This window comes from Streptomyces nigra (genome assembly GCF_003074055.1).
In the GTDB taxonomy this organism is placed as follows: Bacteria; Actinomycetota; Actinomycetes; order Streptomycetales; family Streptomycetaceae; genus Streptomyces; species Streptomyces nigra.
On the sequence record NZ_CP029043.1, the window covers coordinates 5,379,346 to 5,397,568 of the forward strand.

Consider the following 18,223-nt stretch of genomic DNA (forward strand, 5'->3'; position numbering starts at 1 on the left):
CGCGACCACCGGATTGGGTCGTGAGCGAAAGGTCCAGTATCCTGGCTCTTCGGTCGCGCGTACGTCCGCGATCAACGCTGCCCGCAGGCACCACTGGGCGGCGGAACCCCCTGAGCTCAGCAGATCGAAAGCAGGAACGGCGTGACAGCCCGCCTCGACCACCGCAACCCCCTCGTGTTCGACACACACGAGCTGGGCCGGCGGCCCGGTGCGCTGCAGCGCCAGACCCGCACGGTCGACGCCCCCAAGGACCTCGGTATCCAGAAGGTCGTCGGAGTGCCGGAAGGCGCCCCGGTGGAGCTCGACATCCGGCTCGAATCGGTCATGGAAGGTGTGCTTGTCACAGGCACCGCCCGTGCACGGGCCGAGGGGGAGTGCGTAAGGTGTCTGGAGCCGCTTCAGCTCGACGTGGAAGCGGACTTCCAGGAGATGTTCTCGTACCCTGACGCCGACGACCGGGGCCGCGTGCACCACGCGGAACCGGGCGACGACGCCGAGGACGACGAGGACAGGCTCTTCCTCGAGGACGGCCTGTTCGACCTCGAGCCTGTGCTGCGTGATGCGGTGGTGCTCGCACTGCCGATGCAGCCGGTGTGCCAGGAAGACTGCCCGGGACTGTGCGCCGAGTGCGGCGTACGTCTCGCTGACGACCCGGACCACCACCATGACGCCGTCGACATCCGTTGGGCGGCACTGCAGGGACTCGCCGATTCACTCGAACCCGGCGATAAGGACGACAAGAGCGGCGCCGAACCGGGCGTCGACGAGAAGCAGGAGAAGTAGCCGTGGCTGTTCCGAAGCGGAAGATGTCGCGCAGCAACACGCGCCACCGCCGGTCGCAGTGGAAGGCTGCGGTCCCCACCCTGGTTGCGTGCGAGCGCTGCCACGAGCCCAAGCAGCAGCACATCGCGTGCCCGTCTTGCGGCACCTACAACAAGCGCCAGGTCCTCGAGGTCTGAGCGGCCGGTGAGAGGCACTGTGTCCACGCCCAAGAAGAACGCAGCGGACAACCAGGCCTCGTCCCACACGCTGTTGGAAGGGCGGCTCGGGTACAAGCTCGAGTCCGCCCTTCTGGTGCGTGCGCTGACCCACCGCTCCTACGCGTACGAGAACGGCGGTCTGCCCACCAACGAGCGGCTGGAGTTCCTCGGGGACTCCGTGCTCGGCCTGGTGGTCACGGACACGCTGTACCGCACCCACCCCGACCTGCCCGAGGGCCAACTGGCCAAACTGCGGGCCGCGGTGGTCAACTCGCGTGCGCTGGCGGAGGTCGGCCGTGGGCTCGACCTGGGCGCCTTCATCCGGCTCGGCCGCGGTGAAGAGGGCACAGGGGGCCGGGACAAGGCATCCATCCTCGCCGACACCCTGGAAGCGGTGATCGGCGCGGTCTATCTCGACCAGGGCCTGGACTCGGCGGCGGAGCTCGTGCACCGCCTGTTCGACCCCCTGATCGAGAAGTCCTCGAACCTCGGAGCCGGCCTGGACTGGAAGACCAGTCTCCAGGAGCTCACCGCGACCGAAGGACTCGGCGTCCCCGAGTACCTGGTCACGGAGACCGGCCCCGACCACGAGAAGACCTTCACTGCTGCCGCCCGCGTCGGAGGCGTCTCGTACGGCACCGGCACCGGCCGCAGCAAGAAGGAGGCGGAGCAGCAGGCCGCCGAGTCCGCGTGGCGGTCCATCAAGGCCGCGGCGGACGAGCGCGCCAAGGAGGAGGCGGCGAAGGCCGCCGAGCCCGACGCCGACGCCGACGCGTCGGCCTCCGCCTGACCGAACAGCGCGATCCGAGCGCCCGTCCCGTCCCCGGGGTGGGCGCTCGGCCCGTATCCGCACGGTGTGCAGGAGAGACCATGCCCGAGTTGCCCGAGGTCGAGGTCGTCCGGCGCGGCCTGGAGCGGTGGGTCGCCCATCGCACGGTCGCCGACGCCGAAGTGCTGCACCCGCGTGCCGTCCGCCGGCATGTCGCGGGCGCCGACGACTTCGCGCACCGCCTCAAGGGCCATCGCGTCGGTGTCCCCAGCCGGCGCGGCAAGTACCTGTGGCTGCCGCTCGCGGACACCGGCCAGGCGGTCCTGGCGCACCTCGGCATGAGCGGCCAGCTGCTGGTCCAGCCGCACACCGCCCCCGCGGAGAAGCATCTGCGCATCCGCGTGCGCTTCGCCGACGCCCTCGGCACCGAACTGCGCTTCGTCGACCAGCGCACCTTCGGCGGCCTGTCGTTGCACGACACGACCGCCGACGGCCTGCCCGACGTCATCGCGCACATCGCCCGCGACCCGCTGGACCCGCTCTTCGACGACGAGGCGTTCCACCAGGCGCTACGGCGTAAGCGGACCACCGTCAAACGGGCCCTGCTCGACCAGTCCCTGATCAGCGGGGTCGGCAACATCTACGCCGACGAGGCACTCTGGCGGGCCCGTCTGCACTACGACCGCCCGACGTCGAGCCTCACCCGCCCGCGCACCCTCGAACTCCTCGGCCACGCCCGGGACGTGATGAACGCGGCCCTCGCGGTGGGCGGCACCAGCTTCGACAGCCTCTACGTCAACGTCAACGGGGAGTCCGGTTACTTCGACCGCTCGCTGGACGCGTACGGGCGCGAGGGCCTGCCCTGCAAGCGCTGCGGTACGCCGATGCGGCGCCGGCCCTGGATGAACCGGTCCAGCTACTTCTGCCCGAAGTGTCAGAGGCCGCCGCGCGTCTCGTCGTAGCTCCGGCGTGCGTCGAGCACGTCGTCCATCCGCCCCTCCAGGAACTGGATGAGGCCCAGCAGCCGCTCGGCCACGCCGCGGCCCAGCTCGGTCAGCTCGTAGTCCACGCGCGGCGGGTTCGTCGGCTGCGCCTCCCGGTGCACCAGGCCGTCGCGCTCCAGGGCGTGCAGCGTCTGGGACAGCATCTTCTCGCTGACGCCGTCGACCCTGCGGCGCAGTTCGTTGAACCGCAGCGAGCCGTCGTACAGGGCGCTCAGCGTGAGCCCGCCCCAGCGCCCGGTGACGTGTTCCAGCGTGCCCCGCGACGGGCAGGTCTTCGCGAACACGTCGTACGGGAGGCCCGGCTCGGTGTCGCGCTCCTGCTCCTGGATGCTCTCCATGCCGTCCAGCGTACGCGCCCACAGCGCTGCCTCGCCGCATGCGCTGCTATTTAGTTAGCGCCGAGTGGCGGGTATGCCGCTGGCGGGACACGGGGGAGCGGTTCGACGGCCGGTACTTATATGGCTGGGGCAACCTCCTGGTCCGGGACCACCCCGGCATCTCTGCGATGACCGAGGTCATCGACCGTCTCGTCGCGACCGGCGCTACACGTCGGCTCTGCGGCCGATCGGACTGGCCGAGGACTGAGTTTCACCGTCCGGCCCACTCGCCGGGCCTCCCGGTGTGATGATCGAAGCCGTGACGAGTCAGATATGGACGCTGACCGGCGTTCTCATCGGAGCCCTGACGTCGTACTTCTCGGTCATGCTGACCGAGCGCTCGAAGCACCGCCGTGAGATGGCCATCCGCTGGGACCAGCGCAAGCTCGACACGTACATCGAGTACGCCGCGTGCGTGAAGGAGGTGGCCGACTTCGCCCGCCGCTCACACCGGGTGGAGGAAGGCTCGCGCGCGCACGGCGAGTTGGTCGCCGCGATGGAGGCGAGTGAGCGCAGGCGCTCAGCGCAGTTCGAGGGGCTGGTGCTCCTGGCGGCTCCACCGGTGATCGAGGCGGCGCACGAGGTCAACCTCACCGTCCGGCAGATGCTGGAACGGGTGCGCGGGCACGAGCCGCCGCGCGAGAGCTACGGCTTCACCGGGCGCCTGAACGCCTACCACGAGCGGGTTCGGGAGGACCTGGGCATCCGTACGCGTTCCTGGCCGGTCATCTGAAACGCGGAGCGCCGTCAGGGAAGTTCAGTCAAGCGGGCGCGGGCCTCCTCTGCGATCAGGGCCCATTCGTCGTCGAGGAGACGGGCGAGCGCCGACCGGGGTGAGTTCGGATGTCCGGCCACGCTTCTCCGTACGGAGTCGTGCGGATCGTCGGCCAACCGGTCCAGCAGCGCGGGCGGACAGTCACGTCTGCCGGCCACCCGGTGCCGCACCCGCCAGTCCGGGTCCTCGATCAGCGCGGCGAGGATCTCCGGCGGAGCGCTCCTGTTGTGCGCGGCCCAGAAGTTCATGTCAGGGCGAGGATCCGGCGCGGCATCCGGGCGGGAACGTGGCTCGCACTGGCCGTCGTGGGGTTCATCGGCACAGCGGTGATCGTGTGCAGCGCGTGGGTCGTCCCGCTGTTCACCAGCGACCCCGAGGTACGTCCGCAGATCACCGGACTCCTGCCGTGGGTACTGGCCGTGGTCGTCCCCGACGCCGCGCAGGCCGTCGTCGGCTTCGGCCTCATCGGCCTCAAGCGCACGGTGCCGAGCTTCGTGACGACCGCCGTCTGCTACGGAGTTCTGGCCGCCGTCGCCGCACCGCTCGCCACAGCCGGCGGCCTCACCGCCCTCTGGGCAGCCCTGGCCCTCGCCAACTTCGCCCAGACGGCCGGAAAGGCGTACGCCTTCCACCGGCACAGCCGATCCGTCGGCATGGGCCGGAACACATCCGGCCCCCGATCCGGCAAGGCGGTCATTCCCTGATGATCACCAATCTTTCGGCCCCGCCTGACGCGACCCTGCCCGGCCTGGCCCGCCCGGACAAAACCCGATGTCACTCGGCAGGTCCCGGTGTCACACTGCGCGGTGTGACGCGACCACGGCCTAGACGTGATCGGAGACAGGGGGCAGTAGCAAGTAGTCGCGCGGGCGTGCCGCCCTCCCCGCGTCTTGCGGCAGAACCGCTTCGATCCCGACAGACTGGAGACGGAAGATGGAGCACGACGAAGCCCTGCAGCTCGCGGTGGAGTTTCTCGCCCACAGCCAACGCGATGACGAGCCGCCTCTCGCCATCGACACTGAGCGAGTCCGCGCGAGCAACGGGCTCCTGATCGCGCCCTACAACTCCGTGCAGTACCTCGCCTCGCGCGATGCGCGACAGCAGTTGCTCGACTGCTGGCCCATCCTTGTCGACCTTGAACGCGGAGATGTGCAGTTCGGGACTCTGGAAGAGCGGCACCTGTGGAGGAAGCCGAGCGCCTGACGTGGCTGCGGCTGCCTCGCGCGGGACCCGTGCCCGGGCCGCCGTAGATCGCGTCCCACGAGGAGCCCGCTGGTGGCGGCCCGGTACGTCCCTCTGACCTGCGGTTGTCTCAGTACCCGAAGTCCTGCGTCCACCAAGGGCCGCCCGGGCCCATGTGGACGCCGACTCCCAGGGTCTTGAAGTCGCAGTTCAGGATGTTGGCCTTGTGGCCGGGGCTGTTCATCCAGGCTTCCATGACCGAGGCCGCGTCCGCCTGGCCGCGGGCTATGTTCTCGCCGCCGAGGTCGGTGACGCCGGCCTTCGCCGCGCGGTCCCAGGGGGAGGCGCCGCTCGGGTCGGTGTGGTCGAAGAAGCCGCGCTGGGCCATGTCCTCGCTGAAGTCCTGGGCCAGGTCGGCCAGGGCGCTGTTGGCGGCCAGCGGGGTGCAGCCGACCTGGGCACGCTCCACGTTGACGAGGCGGAGGACCTCGGCCGCGGCGGCGGCCTCCGCGGAGACCGTCACCGGGGCGCTGGTGCGCTCCTCGGCCTTCGGGGGCTTCGCCGGCTTCTGCGGGGTCTTCGTGGCCGTACGCGACGGCGTGTCCTTCGGCTTCTCGCTGGGCGTGGCCGAGGGCTTCTTCGACGGGGTCTTCGTCGGCGCCGACGAGGTCTCGGACGGAGCCGGCGACGTGGGCCGCTCGACGTCGCGGCTCGTCGCGCCGCCGCTCTCCTGGGTCTCGGCGCTGCCCGACGTACCGCCCAGCTCGTTCGGCGCGTTGGTCGGGGTGCCCGCGGACTGCACCCGGTCGGTGCCGCCGCCGCCCAGCTGGTAGTTGTCGATGCCGGGCACCACACCGGTGGCGACCGCGACCGTGCCCAGGGCCACCGCGGCCGAGACGCCGAGCAGACCGGTCTTCACCGGGGCCGGGCCCTTCTTCTTGCGACGCCGGTGCGAGCCGCCCGGCAGCCGGGTGCCGCTGTCGGGCGTGAAGCCCTCGCTGGCGAAGGCGGTGGTGAGGTCGTCGCCCGGGAACGTGGTGGTCGCGGTGATCCGGTCGTAGCCCTCGTCCGTGGCGAAGAGGTAGGCGTCACTCTTCGCGTAGGCCTCGGCGTACGCCTCCGGGTTCAGGTAGGGAGCGATGCCCATGGTGGGCCGGTCGCCCTGCGGGTTCAGCGGGTCGTCGCCGTACGTGTACGAGCCGCCCGTGTGTGTGCCCCCCGCGGCGCGGCCCGTGGCGGCGCGGCCGGCGGCGGAGCGTCGGTGGCGTCCCATGTCCTGGCCTTCCTGGTCCCTGCGGTCTTCATGCCCTCACGGAACTCACACGATCAGGTGAGTTTCAAATGAGATTCATTGAGTGGGGACGGTATCGCATGGCGCAAGGGGAGGACGTGCCCCGAGGGACATTGGCCCGTTAGGTTGCAGTCATGAGTGAGGATGTGCGGTTGGTCGCCTGGGTGCGTGGACGGGTCCAAGGCGTGGGTTTCCGCTGGTTCACGCGGGCCAAGGCGCTCGAGATCGGCGGCCTGAGTGGTTTTGCTCTCAATTTGGAGGATGGTCGGGTCCAGGTGGTCGCCGAGGGCCCCCGGAAGAACTGCGCAGGACTGCTCGACTGGCTCCAGGGAGCCGACACGCCCGGGCGGGTGGACGGCGTCACCGAGATCTGGGACACACCCCGCGGCGGCTACGACGGCTTCGCCATCCGGTGACTCAGGGGCCCCGCGCCGGCCCCGGGGAAGCGGAGGGACATGCCACCGGCACCTGCCCGAAGCAGAAATGAGCAGGTGGTTGCCAAGAAGCGCGCGTAGTGGCAAGCTCCGCTCTCACGGTGATCGCCACGCCCCCAGGGCCCCGCAGGAGACGCCGCGTGCCGCCGTCCGGCCGTGTGCCCCCGGGTTCGCCCGCCAATACGGGGCGTGATCGTGTTGACCGTCAAACTTTTTGGTGAGACGCTGAAAGTCCCCGCGCACCTCAGCTGTTTGGCGTGGCTGAACGGCAGTACAACTCAAGGCCCGTCAAGCTCCGTCAAGCATCCACGGGTGCGAATCCCTCACGACCCACACCGCATCGGTCGGTCACTCAGTGTGGAGGACCATCCATCATGGCAAAGGCGCTTCTCGGTTACGTCGGCGGCTCCGACCCGCGACTCCTCGCCGAGATGCGACGGCTCCAGCAGCGTGTCCAGGACCTGGAATCCGAACTCGTACGGATCCAGGCCGAGAACGAGGCGCTGACGGCTGCCGCTTCTCACGACAGGATCATGGAGAGCATCGACGCACACCAGGCGGAGCCTGCGCTCACCTGATCACTGCATCGCTCCACGAAAGCACGGCAGTGGTCGGGCGGCCCGTATCCAACCGCTCGGCAGTTGTCGGACGACTGGGCTTCCAGTTGTCAGAAATTGCAAGGGACGCTTCGGCGTCCCTTCTTTCTTTCCCCCCGCCTTATTGCCCCGCGCATCCTTTCACCTTCTTCAACGTCTGGTGTGCCCCCGGCGTTCACCGGCGAAACCGTACGTTCATGGAGCGAGACTTCGCCGGACGGTAGAGTCCGGCGGCGTGCACCTCAAGGCCCTGACCCTCCGAGGGTTCAAGTCGTTCGCCTCGGCGACCACGCTCCGGTTCGAGCCGGGGATCACGTGTGTCGTCGGACCGAACGGCTCGGGCAAGTCCAACGTCGTGGACGCGCTCAGCTGGGTCATGGGCGAGCAGGGCGCCAAGTCGCTGCGCGGCGGAAAGATGGAGGACGTCATCTTCGCCGGCACCACCGGCCGCCCCCCGCTGGGCCGCGCCGAGGTGTCCCTGACCATCGACAACTCCGACGGGGCGCTGCCCATCGAGTACGCCGAGGTCACCATCACGCGGATCATGTTCCGCAACGGCGGCAGCGAGTACCAGATCAACGGCGACACCTGCCGCCTCCTCGACATCCAGGAGCTCCTCTCCGACTCCGGTATCGGCCGCGAGATGCACGTCATCGTCGGCCAGGGCCAGCTCGACTCCGTGCTGCACGCCGATCCGATGGGCCGCCGCGCCTTCATCGAGGAGGCGGCCGGCGTCCTCAAGCACCGCAAGCGCAAGGAGAAAGCGCTCCGCAAGCTGGACGCGATGCAGGCCAACCTCGCGCGCGTGCAGGACCTCACCGAGGAGCTCCGCCGCCAGCTCAAGCCCCTCGGCCGCCAGGCCGCCGTCGCCCGCCGGGCCGCCGTCATCCAGGCCGACCTGCGCGACGCCCGACTGCGCCTGCTCGCCGACGATCTCGTACGGCTGCGGGAGGCGCTGAACGCCGAGGTCGCCGACGAGGCCGCGCTCAAGGCCCGCAAAGAGGCCGCCGAGCAGGAGCTGAGGAAGGCGCTCCAGCGCGAGGCGCTCCTGGAGGACGAGGTGCGCCGGCTCGCCCCGCGCCTCCAGCGGGCCCAGCAGACCTGGTACGAACTGTCCCAGCTCGCCGAGCGCGTACGCGGCACGATCTCGCTGGCCGACGCCCGGGTGAAGAGCGCGACCTCCGCGCCGCCCGAGGAGCGCCGGGGCCGCGACCCCGAGGACATGGAGCGGGAGGCCGCCCGGATCCGCGAGCAGGAGGCGGAGCTGGAGGCGGCCCTCGAGGCGGCCGAACGCGCCCTGGAGAACACGGTCGAGCACCGCGCCGAACTGGAGCGCGAGCTCGCCGTCGAGGAGCGCCGTCTGAAGGACGTCGCCCGCGCCATCGCCGACCGCCGTGAAGGTCTCGCCCGGCTGAACGGCCAGGTCAACGCGGCCCGCTCACGCGCCGCCTCCGCGCAGGCCGAGATCGACCGGCTGGCCGCCGCCCGCGACGAGGCGCAGGAGCGGGCCGTCGCCGCCCAGGAGGAGTACGAGGCCCTGAAGGCCGAGGTCGACGGCCTGGACGCCGGTGACGCCGAACTCGGCGAGCGGCACGAGACGGCCAAGCGGCAGCTCGCCGAGGCGGAGGCCGCGCTGACCGCCGCCCGCGAGGCCGCCACCGCCGCCGAACGCCGACGCGCCGCGACCCAGGCCCGCCACGAGGCCCTGGCCATGGGTCTGCGCCGCAAGGACGGCACCGGTGCCCTGCTGGGGGCGCGGGACCGCCTGACCGGTCTGCTCGGACCGGCGGCGGAACTGCTGACCGTGGCACCGGGACACGAGGTGGCGCTCGCCGCCGCGTTCGGGTCAGCGGCGGACGCGGTCGCGGTGACGTCCCCGGCGGCCGCCGCCGAGGCCATCCGGCTGCTGCGCAAGCAGGACGCCGGCCGCGCCTCGCTCCTGCCCGCCGGCGCCCCGGCGCCAGACCCGACTTCGGGTCCGGCTCCCGCGGGCCGGTACGCAGCCGACCTGGTCACCGGTCCCGCCGAGCTCATGCCCGCCGTACGACGCCTGCTGCGCGCGATCGTGGTCGTCGGCACCCTGGAGGACGCCGAGGACCTGGTCTACGCCCACCCCGAGCTGACCGCGGTCACCGCCGAGGGCGATCTCCTCGGCGCCCACTTCGCGCACGGCGGCTCCGCCGGCGCGCCCAGTCTGCTGGAGGTGCAGGCCTCCGTCGACGAGGCCGCCGCCGAGCTGGACGAGCTGGCCGTACGGTGCGAGGAACTGACCGAGGCGCAGCACGCGGCCGCCGAACGGCGGCGGGAGTGCGCTGCGCTCGTCGAGGAGCTGGGGGAGCGGCGCCGGGCCGCCGACCGGGAGAAGTCCGCCGTCGCCCAGCAGCTCGGCCGGCTCGCCGGGCAGGCGCGCGGTGCCGCCGGGGAGGCCGAGCGGTCCGCGGCCGCCGCCGCCCGCGCCCAGGAGGCGCTCGACAAGGCGCTCCAGGAGGTCGAGGAGCTGGCGGAACGGCTCGCCGTCGCCGAGGAGATGCCGGTCGAGGAGGAACCGGACACCTCCGTGCGCGACCGGCTCGCCGCCGACGGCGCCAACGCGCGGCAGACCGAGATGGAGGCCCGCCTCCAGGTCCGTACGCACGAGGAACGGGTCAAGGGACTCGCCGGGCGGGCCGACTCGCTGGACCGGGCCGCCCGCGCCGAACGCGAGGCACGCGCGCGTGCCGAACAGCGACGGGCGCGGCTGCGGCACGAGGCGGCCGTCGCCGAGGCCGTCGCGTCCGGCGCCCGGCAGCTCCTCGCCCATGTCGAGGTCTCGCTGGGCCGCGCCGAGCAGGAGCGCGCCGCCGCCGAGGCCGCGAAGGCCCGCCGCGAGCAGGAGCTGGCGGCCGCCCGCACCGAGGGCCGCGATCTGAAGGCGGAGCTGGACAATCTCACCGACTCCGTGCACCGCGGCGAGGTCCTGGGCGCCGAGAAGCGGCTGCGGATCGAGCAGCTGGAGACCAAGGCCCTGGAGGAGCTGGGCGTGGAGCCGGCGGGGCTGGTCTCCGAGTACGGCCCCGACCAGCTCGTACCGCCGTCGCTGCCCGCCGAGGGGGAGCAGCTCCCGGAGGACCCCGACCATCCGCGCAACCGGCCCAAGCCGTTCGTGCGGGCCGAGCAGGAGAAGCGGCTGAAGTCCGCCGAGCGGGCCTACCAGCAGCTCGGCAAGGTCAACCCGCTCGCGTTGGAGGAGTTCGCGGCGCTGGAGGAGCGGCACCAGTTCCTCAGCGAGCAGCTGGAGGACCTGCGCAAGACCCGCGCCGATCTGCTCCAGGTGGTCAAGGAGGTCGACGAGCGCGTCGAGCAGGTCTTCACCGAGGCGTACCGGGACACCGCACGCGAGTTCGAGGGCGTCTTCAGCCGGCTCTTCCCGGGCGGTGAGGGACGGCTGGTCCTGACCGACCCCGACAACATGCTCACCACCGGTGTGGACGTCGAGGCCCGCCCGCCCGGCAAGAAGGTCAAGCGTCTGTCCCTGCTCTCCGGCGGTGAGCGCTCGCTGACGGCGGTCGCCCTGCTGGTGTCGATCTTCAAGGCCCGGCCGAGCCCGTTCTACGTCATGGACGAGGTCGAGGCCGCCCTCGACGACACCAACCTCCAGCGGCTCATCCGGATCATGCAGGAGCTGCAGGAGGCCTCCCAGCTCATCGTGATCACGCACCAGAAGCGCACGATGGAGGTCGCCGACGCCCTGTACGGCGTCTCCATGCAGGGCGACGGTGTGTCGAAGGTCATCAGCCAGCGGCTGCGCTGAGCGTCGCGGAGGCCCAGGTGAGGCCCTGCACTACCTCCCTTTCACTCCAACTCTTCAATAAATGAACACATGGCGGCCTTGAGTGGTCTTGGAAGTCACACTCCTCTGCCTATTGACTTCGGAACTTGAAGGCATAGGGTCACCAGCGTTGCTTTTTCCTTCAGGTATCACGGCCTGAAGGGGCTGATCCCCCCATCCGGCGACGTTGCCGGGGGCCCGAGGAGTTACACGTGACCAGCACAGCGCAGGCGCAGCCAGCAGGAGCCAGGACGGCTCACCCCGAGCATCTCGGGCACGTCGTCTTCATCACGGCGGCGGCCGCCATGGGCGGCTTCCTCTTCGGCTACGACAGCTCCGTCATCAACGGCGCCAACGGCGGTATCCAGGCCCGCTTCGACCTCAGCTCCGGTGTCACCGGAACCGTCGCCGCCAGCGCCCTGCTCGGCAGCGCCCTGGGTGCCGCGATCGCCGGCCGCATAGCCGACCGCATCGGCCGTATCCGCGTCATGCAGATCGCGGCGGTGCTGTTCGCCGTGAGCGCCGTCGGATCCGCGCTGCCCTTCGCCGCCTGGGACCTCGCCGCCTGGCGCGTCCTCGGCGGCATCGCCATCGGCATGGCCTCCGTCATCGGCCCGGCCTACATCGCCGAGGTCGCCCCGCCCGCCTACCGCGGCCGGCTCGCCTCGTTCCAGCAGGCCGCCATCGTCATCGGCATCGCGGTCTCCCAGCTCGTCAACTGGGCCATCCTCAACCTCGCCGACGGCGCCGAGCGCGGCCAGGTCGCGGGCCTCGAGGCCTGGCAGTGGATGCTCGGCGTGATGCTGGTGCCCGCCCTCGTCTACGGGCTGCTCTCCTTCGCCATCCCCGAGTCCCCGCGCTACCTGATCAGCGTCGGCCGCACCGCCGACGCCAAGAAGGTCCTCGCCGACGTCGAGGGCGACATCGACCTGGACGCCCGCGTCGCCGAGATCGACGACGCCATGCGCAGCGACCACAAGTCCACGTTCCGGGACCTGCTGGGCGGCCGCTTCGGCCTGCTGCCGATCGTGTGGATCGGTATCGGCCTGTCCGTCTTCCAGCAGCTGGTCGGCATCAACGTCATCTTCTACTACTCGAACCTGCTGTGGCAGTCCGTCGGCGTCGACCCGTCGAGCTCGTTCTTCTACTCGTTCGAGACCTCGATCATCAACATCCTCGGCACCGTGATCGCGATGATCTTCGTCGACCGTATCGGCCGCAAGCCGCTCGCGCTCATCGGCTCCATCGGTATGGGCATCTCCCTCGCCGCGGCCGCCTGGGCCTTCTCCTTCCAGCACGGCAACGACCCGCTGCCCACCGCGCAGGGCTATGTGGCGCTCATCGCCGCCAACGCCTTCGTGCTGTTCTTCGCCCTGTCCTGGGGCGTGGTCGTCTGGGTCATGCTCGGCGAGGTCTTCCCGAACAAGATCCGCGCCGCCGCCCTGGGCGTGGCCGCCTCGGCCCAGTGGATCGCCAACTGGCTGATCACGATCACCTTCCCGGACCTGGCGGAGTGGAACCTGTCGCTCACCTACGTCATGTACGCGGTGTTCGCCTTCCTCTCCATCCCCTTCATCCTCAAGTTCGTGCCCGAGACCAAGGGCAAGAAGCTGGAGGAGATGGGCTGACCGCCCCCCGACCCGGGGAGAAGGGCCAAGTCCCCGCTGCCCCTCTCCCCGTAACCCGTCGCCGCCCCGGCCCGGTCACCGACCGGGCCGGGGCGGCGCCGTCATGTCCGCCGGTCAGGCGCCGAGGGCGGGCAGCACCCGCTCGCAGTACAGCGTGAGGCTGCGCCACCCCTCCTCCGGAGGCATCCCGCCGGCCAGCGGGTGCAGTACGTGGTGGTCGTGGCCCAGCGCCACGCACTCCTCGGGCGTGACGATCCGGTACACGCCCTCGGCCCGCAGCTCCGCCACCGTCGTGGCCGCCGACCGCACCGCCGAGCGGATGTCCCCGGACTGCCAGGAGGCGTAGGTGCGGGCCTCGTGCAGAAAGTGCCGGCCGTACGCGGCCCAGGCCCGGTCCGGGTCCTCGGCGATATGCAGCAGCGGGGTCTCGGCCGCCGGCATCATCACCCAGCCCTCGGTGCCGTACTCGGCCAGCCGCTCCGTGTAGTACGCCGCCAGCTCCGGCAGATGCGCGCTCGGGAAGAACGGCAGCCCGAGCCGGGCGGCCCGGCGGGCGGCGGCCTGCGAGGAACCGCCGACCAGGAGCAGCGGATGCGGGTCGGTGACCGGGCGCGGGGTGACCCGTACCGTACGGCCCCGGTACCCGAACGGCTCACCGGTCCACGCCTTCAGCAGCGTCTCCAGCAGCTCGTCCTGGAGCCGGCCGCGCCGCTTCCACTCCACGTCGAACATCGCGTACTCCTCGGGGCGGTACCCGATCCCGGCCACCGTCACCAGCCGGCCCCCGCCGATCAGGTCCAGGACCGCGATCTCCTCGGCGAGCCGCAGCGGGTCGTGCAGCGGGCCGATGATCGCGGAGACGGTGACGGCGAGGGTGCGGGTCGCGCCGAAGACCGCCGCCGCGAACGCGAACGGGGAGGGCAGCCAGTTGTTCGCCGCCCCGTGGTGCTCCTCCGTCTGCACGGTGGTCACGCCGTGCCGGTCGGCGTAGGCGGCCATCTCCAGGGCGGCCCGGTAGCGGGCGGAGAGCGAGGCGGGGGTCGCGTCGGGCTCGACCAGGTTGAAGCGCACGACCGAGACGGGCATGGAGGTCCCCCTTCGCCGGGCGGGTGGCACGGCGGACCTTAGCTGACGGTGTGTCAGACATCCATAGCGGTGTCGCGGCACTCCATGGCCGATACTGGTCGGGTTATGGACATCGTCATCCTTGCTGTAGTCATCGCCGTGGTCGTGCTCGGCGCGGTCAGCGGGCTGGTCATCGGCACGCGCCGCAAGAAGCAGCTGCCCCCGCCGCCGCCCGCCGCCCCCGACATCACCGCCCCACCGGCCGAGCCGCACGTCGGCGACGAGGCCGAGACACCGAGCGACGAAGAGCGCCGGACCATAGAGGAGGTGGACCTTCCGGGCGGCGGAGCGACGGCCGTCGAGGAACCGCCCGTCGTCGAGGAGCTCCCGCCGACCGCGATCGAGGTGCCGGAACCGACCGCCGGCCGCCTGGTCCGGCTGCGCGCCCGGCTCTCCCGCTCCCAGAACGCCCTCGGCAAGGGCCTGCTCACGCTCCTGTCGCGTGAGCACCTGGACGAGGACACCTGGGAGGAGATCGAGGACACCCTGCTCACCGCCGACGTCGGTGTGCGGCCCACCCAGGAGCTGGTCGACAGCCTGCGTGAGCGCGTCAAGGTGCTCGGCACCCGCACTCCCGCGGAGCTGCGCGGCCTGCTGCGCGAGGAGCTGCTCAAGCTGGTCGGCACCGACATGGACCGCGTCGTGCGGACCGAGCCGGACGACCGCAAGCCCGGCATCGTGATGGTCGTCGGGGTCAACGGCACCGGCAAGACCACCACCACCGGCAAGCTCGCCCGGGTCCTGGTCGCCGACGGCAACAGCGTCGTCCTCGGCGCCGCCGACACCTTCCGGGCCGCCGCCGCCGACCAGCTCCAGACCTGGGGCGAGCGCGTCGGCGCCTACACCGTGCGCGGCCCCGAGGGCGGCGACCCCGCCTCCGTCGCCTTCGACGCGGTGAAGGAGGGCAAGGAGATGGGCTCCGACGTCGTCCTCATCGACACCGCCGGACGCCTGCACACCAAGACCGGCCTCATGGACGAGGTCGGCAAGGTCAAGCGCGTCGTGGAGAAGCAAGCGCCGCTCGACGAGGTGCTGCTCGTGCTCGACGCCACCACCGGGCAGAACGGCCTCGTGCAGGCCCGTGTCTTCGCCGAGGTCGTCGACATCACCGGCATCGTCCTCACCAAGCTGGACGGCACCGCCAAGGGCGGCATCGTCATCGCCGTCCAGCGCGAGCTGGGCGTCCCGGTCAAGCTGATCGGGCTCGGCGAGGGCGCCGACGACCTGGCGCCGTTCGAGCCCGAGGCGTTCGTCGACGCCCTGATCGGGGAGTGACCCCACCGGCCGCGAGCCGGTCGCACCGCGCGAAGAAGCGCCCGCCACCCAAGGCGCAGTCGGGGGCGGGCGCTTCGCTGTGTACGGCTGCCGCTCACGCGCGCGAACGGTGGGCCACGTAGGCCAGGGTGCCCAGCAGCAGACGGGCCGCCGGGGGCTTCGTCGCCGTGTCCAGCGAGGGGGAGCGCAGCCAGCGGGCCGGGCCCAGGCCGCCCCGGTCGGAGGGGGGCGCGGTGAGGTGGCTGCCGGGGCCGAGGCCGTGCAGATCCAGGTGGGTGGGGTCGTCCCAGCCCATGCGGTAGAGCAGCTCGGGCAGCTCGGCGGCGGCGCCGGGGGCGACCAGGAACTGGGCGCGGCCGTCGGGGGTGGCGATGACCGGGCCGAGGGGGAGGCCCATGCGCTCCAGTCGGGTCAGCGCCCGGCGGCCGGCCGGCTCGGCCACCTCGATCACGTCGAACGTCCGCCCGACCGGAAGCAGCACCGAGGCGCCCGGGTACTCCGACCAGGCCTTGGTGACCTCGTCGAGGGTGGCGCCGGCCGGGATGACGGGGGCGAGGTCCAGGGGGTGCGCGCCGGGTGCCGCGCAGCCGGGGCGGCCGCACGAGCAGACGCCCGCCGTGGCCCGCGCGCCGGGCACCACGTCCCAGCCCCACAGTCCGGTGAGCTCGGCCACGGCGGTGCACTCCGAGGAGCGGCCGCGCCGACGCGCGCCGGATCGGATCTCCCGGATACCGCCGATCGTGAAGCCCATGCCCCCTCCAACGGGTCCAGCGCGCCGGTGGTTACGGCACGGAAGCGGATCGTGACCCTCTGTGTTTCCTGGAGGGCCGGATACCCCGGGCGCCGCGGCGTCCATGGCGGCGCGTCGGGGCGTACGGGGTGGTGGAACGGTCAACACGCGCCCCTCGGTGCTCCGTTCCGCCCACTTCCGGCCGTCCTATGTCAAGTGAATCGCGTTGCGGCGTCCGTGAGTTCATTCGAAGGGGTGGCGAATGGTGGCGATTCCGCGAACGCCATGGCCGCACCAGTGATCGTAGGATTACCGTGTGTGCACGAGGCCTCGGGGCACATGCACGTGTGGGTATGCCGCGGGCAAGTCGGGTTTCCGTTCGAAGGGTGACAACTGCCGGACGAGTGACGGTGTTTACCGGCATTCTGATAGGGCTTGGCGCACTCGGTGACAAGTGGTCCAAGGGATGGGGGCGTTCCAGTGAGCGGCAACGGCGGAAGCGGTACGAGTGCCACCGGCGCGTCGCACACGGACAAGCGCCCGAACGACCTCCTCTCCTCCTGGTTCGTGCGCAGCGGCTGGTCCAAGGGCGAGCTGGCCCGCCAGGTGAACCGCCGGGCCCGCCAGCTGGGCGCCAACCACATCTCGACCGACACCTCCCGCGTCCGCCGCTGGCTCGACGGCGAGAACCCCCGCGAGCCGATCCCCAGGATCCTGTCCGAGCTGTTCTCCGAGCGGTTCGGCTGCGTCGTCTCCGTCGAGGACCTCGGCCTGCGCGCGGCCCGCCAGTCACCGTCGGTGTCCGGCGTCGACCTGCCCTGGACCGGACCGCAGACGGTCGCCCTGCTCAGCGAGTTCTCCCGCAGCGACCTCATGCTGGCGCGGCGCGGCTTCCTCGGCAGCTCCCTCGCCCTGTCCGCCGGGCCGGCGCTGATCGAGCCGATGCAGCGCTGGCTGGTCCCGGCCCCGGCCGGCGCGGACCGCGACTCCCGGGCCGTCCCGTCCTCCCGGGCCCGCGGCCGCCTGTCCAAGCCCGAGCTGGACCTGCTGCAGTCCACCACCGTGATGTTCCGGCAGTGGGACGCCCAGTGCGGCGGCGGCCTGCGCCGCAAGGCCGTCGTCGGGCAGCTGCACGAGGTGACCGACCTGCTCCAGGAGCCGCAGCCCGAGGCCACCACCCGCACGCTGTTCAAGGTCGCCGCCGAACTGGCCGAGCTGGCCGGCTGGATGTCGTACGACATCGGGCTGCAGCCCACCGCGCAGAAGTACTTCGTCCTCGCGCTGCACGCCGCAAAGGAGGCCGGCGACCGGCCGCTCGGCTCGTACGTCCTGTCCAGCATGAGCCGCCAGATGATCCACCTCGGCCGGCCCGACGACGCCCTGGAGCTGATCCACCTCGCGCAGTACGGCAGCCGGGACTGCGCCAGCCCCCGCACGCAGTCCATGCTGTATGCGATGGAGGCCCGCGCCTACGCCAACATGGGCCAGCCCGGCAAGTGCAAGCGGGCCGTCCGCATGGCCGAGGACACCTTCGCCGAGGCCGACGAGTGGGACGAGCCGGACCCCGACTGGATCCGCTTCTTCTCCGAGGCCGAGCTGTACGGGGAGAACAGCCACTCCTTCCGCGACCTCGCGTACGTGGCCGGCCGCAGCCCCGCCTACGCCTCGCTCGCCGAGCCCGTCATGCAGCGGGCCGTGGAGCTGTTCGCCGAGGACAGCGAGCACCAGCGGTCGTACGCGCTGAACCTCATCGGGATGGCCACCGTGCATCTGCTGCGGCGCGAGCCCGAGCAGAGCGTCGGCTACGCCGAGCGCGCCATGCGGATCGCCAAGAAGGTCCGCTCCGAGCGTGTGAACACTCGTATCCGAAAGACGGTCGACACCGCCGTCCGCGACTTCGGGGAACTGGCCGAGGTCGTCGACCTGACCGAAAAGCTCGCCGTGGAACTGCCCGAGACCGCGGAGGCGGTCTGACCACGCGCGTGTCCCCAGGGCACCCCTGACCCCGGCCGCGGCCGGCCCTCCCGAACTGCCCGACTCGGCTCCCCCATGCCAGGTCATCGGAAGGCCGACCGCGGCCGGTTTGCATCCCTCCACGAAGGTTGCGCCACGATAACGATCGAGCGGACACGGATCCGGCAGTTCATCGACGCGTAACACGCGAGGGACCTTCGTCACGGCGGCGAAACAACGAGGGGCTTCCACCGAAACCGCGCTGCGCCAATCTCTTGGCCCATACCGGCCCACCC

General features: G+C 71.2%; 18 protein-coding genes. 13 read left to right on the forward strand and 5 right to left on the reverse strand.

The features are described 5' to 3' along the window. Window positions 1-141: 141 nt before the first annotated feature. From DC008_RS25060 to mutM, 4 genes are all read left to right on the forward strand, one after another. Window positions 142-783 (forward strand): YceD family protein, encoded by a 642-nt coding sequence (locus DC008_RS25060; protein WP_055623311.1) that lies wholly within the window; start codon window positions 142-144, stop codon window positions 781-783. 2 nt (window positions 784-785) lie between these two features. Beyond that, the gene (gene rpmF / locus DC008_RS25065) at window positions 786-959 is read left to right on the forward strand and encodes a 50S ribosomal protein L32 (RefSeq protein WP_003951102.1); all 174 of its coding nucleotides are present in this window, start codon (window positions 786-788) and stop codon (window positions 957-959) included. 19 nt (window positions 960-978) lie between these two features. Continuing rightward, complete coding sequence (rnc, locus tag DC008_RS25070; protein ID WP_055623310.1) at window positions 979-1,770, forward strand: ribonuclease III; 792 nt, start codon at window positions 979-981, stop codon at window positions 1,768-1,770. An 80-nt stretch (window positions 1,771-1,850) separates the two neighbouring features. Continuing rightward, entirely contained in the window at window positions 1,851-2,711 is an 861-nt protein-coding gene (gene mutM, locus DC008_RS25075; RefSeq protein WP_108708881.1) for a bifunctional DNA-formamidopyrimidine glycosylase/DNA-(apurinic or apyrimidinic site) lyase, read from the forward strand. On the opposite strand, the gene DC008_RS25080 is transcribed toward mutM, so the two are convergent. Beyond that, window positions 2,684-3,091 carry a winged helix-turn-helix transcriptional regulator gene (locus DC008_RS25080; RefSeq protein ID WP_055623308.1) on the reverse strand — a complete coding sequence of 136 codons (408 nt, stop codon included), beginning with the start codon at window positions 3,089-3,091 and terminating at the stop codon, window positions 2,684-2,686. The genes mutM and DC008_RS25080 overlap by 28 nt on opposite strands. 298 nt (window positions 3,092-3,389) lie before the next feature. Between DC008_RS25080 and DC008_RS25085 the strand changes: the two genes are divergently transcribed. After that, entirely contained in the window at window positions 3,390-3,863 is a 474-nt protein-coding gene (locus DC008_RS25085; RefSeq protein ID WP_123954031.1) for a hypothetical protein, read from the forward strand. Between the two features lie 14 nt (window positions 3,864-3,877). On the opposite strand, the gene DC008_RS25090 is transcribed toward DC008_RS25085, so the two are convergent. Beyond that, a complete protein-coding gene (locus DC008_RS25090) occupies window positions 3,878-4,153 on the reverse strand; it encodes a hypothetical protein (RefSeq protein ID WP_108710842.1) in 276 nt (91 codons plus the stop codon). Between DC008_RS25090 and DC008_RS25095 the strand changes: the two genes are divergently transcribed. Together DC008_RS25095 and DC008_RS25100 are read left to right on the forward strand one after the other, a co-directional pair. Further along, complete coding sequence (locus DC008_RS25095) at window positions 4,133-4,609, forward strand: MATE family efflux transporter (RefSeq protein ID WP_164492369.1); 477 nt, start codon at window positions 4,133-4,135, stop codon at window positions 4,607-4,609. The two genes, DC008_RS25090 and DC008_RS25095, sit on opposite strands and share 21 nt — an antisense overlap. A 229-nt stretch (window positions 4,610-4,838) precedes the next feature. After that, entirely contained in the window at window positions 4,839-5,108 is a 270-nt protein-coding gene (locus DC008_RS25100; protein WP_108708884.1) for a hypothetical protein, read from the forward strand. Window positions 5,109-5,217: 109 nt separating this feature from the next. Here the strand turns inward: DC008_RS25100 and DC008_RS25105 are convergent, their stop codons facing one another. Then, window positions 5,218-6,360 (reverse strand): CAP domain-containing protein, encoded by a 1,143-nt coding sequence (locus DC008_RS25105; protein ID WP_108708885.1) that lies wholly within the window; start codon window positions 6,358-6,360, stop codon window positions 5,218-5,220. 152 nt (window positions 6,361-6,512) lie between these two features. Here DC008_RS25105 and DC008_RS25110 point away from each other — a divergent pair, with 152 nt between their 5' ends. From DC008_RS25110 to DC008_RS25130, 4 genes are all read left to right on the forward strand, one after another. Next, window positions 6,513-6,794, forward strand: coding sequence for an acylphosphatase (locus DC008_RS25110; RefSeq protein ID WP_108708886.1), 282 nt, complete (start codon window positions 6,513-6,515; stop codon window positions 6,792-6,794). A gap of 392 nt (window positions 6,795-7,186) precedes the next feature. Then, the gene (locus DC008_RS25115; RefSeq protein WP_055623302.1) at window positions 7,187-7,390 is read left to right on the forward strand and encodes a hypothetical protein; all 204 of its coding nucleotides are present in this window, start codon (window positions 7,187-7,189) and stop codon (window positions 7,388-7,390) included. A 253-nt stretch (window positions 7,391-7,643) separates the two neighbouring features. Next, entirely contained in the window at window positions 7,644-11,198 is a 3,555-nt protein-coding gene (gene smc / locus DC008_RS25125; protein WP_108708887.1) for a chromosome segregation protein SMC, read from the forward strand. 230 nt (window positions 11,199-11,428) lie between these two features. After that, complete coding sequence (locus DC008_RS25130; RefSeq protein ID WP_055623300.1) at window positions 11,429-12,844, forward strand: sugar porter family MFS transporter; 1,416 nt, start codon at window positions 11,429-11,431, stop codon at window positions 12,842-12,844. 114 nt (window positions 12,845-12,958) lie between these two features. On the opposite strand, the gene DC008_RS25135 is transcribed toward DC008_RS25130, so the two are convergent. Then, entirely contained in the window at window positions 12,959-13,930 is a 972-nt protein-coding gene (locus tag DC008_RS25135; RefSeq protein WP_108708888.1) for an LLM class flavin-dependent oxidoreductase, read from the reverse strand. Between the two features lie 105 nt (window positions 13,931-14,035). On the opposite strand from DC008_RS25135, the gene ftsY reads away from it, so the two are divergent. After that, complete coding sequence (ftsY, locus tag DC008_RS25140; RefSeq protein WP_108708889.1) at window positions 14,036-15,244, forward strand: signal recognition particle-docking protein FtsY; 1,209 nt, start codon at window positions 14,036-14,038, stop codon at window positions 15,242-15,244. Window positions 15,245-15,338: 94 nt separating this feature from the next. Here ftsY and DC008_RS25145 read toward each other — a convergent pair whose 3' ends face one another. Next, window positions 15,339-15,995 (reverse strand): bifunctional DNA primase/polymerase, encoded by a 657-nt coding sequence (locus DC008_RS25145; RefSeq protein ID WP_108708890.1) that lies wholly within the window; start codon window positions 15,993-15,995, stop codon window positions 15,339-15,341. 459 nt (window positions 15,996-16,454) lie between these two features. On the opposite strand from DC008_RS25145, the gene nsdA reads away from it, so the two are divergent. Then, entirely contained in the window at window positions 16,455-17,948 is a 1,494-nt protein-coding gene (nsdA, locus tag DC008_RS25150; RefSeq protein WP_108708891.1) for a transcriptional repressor NsdA, read from the forward strand. Window positions 17,949-18,223 lie beyond the last annotated feature (275 nt).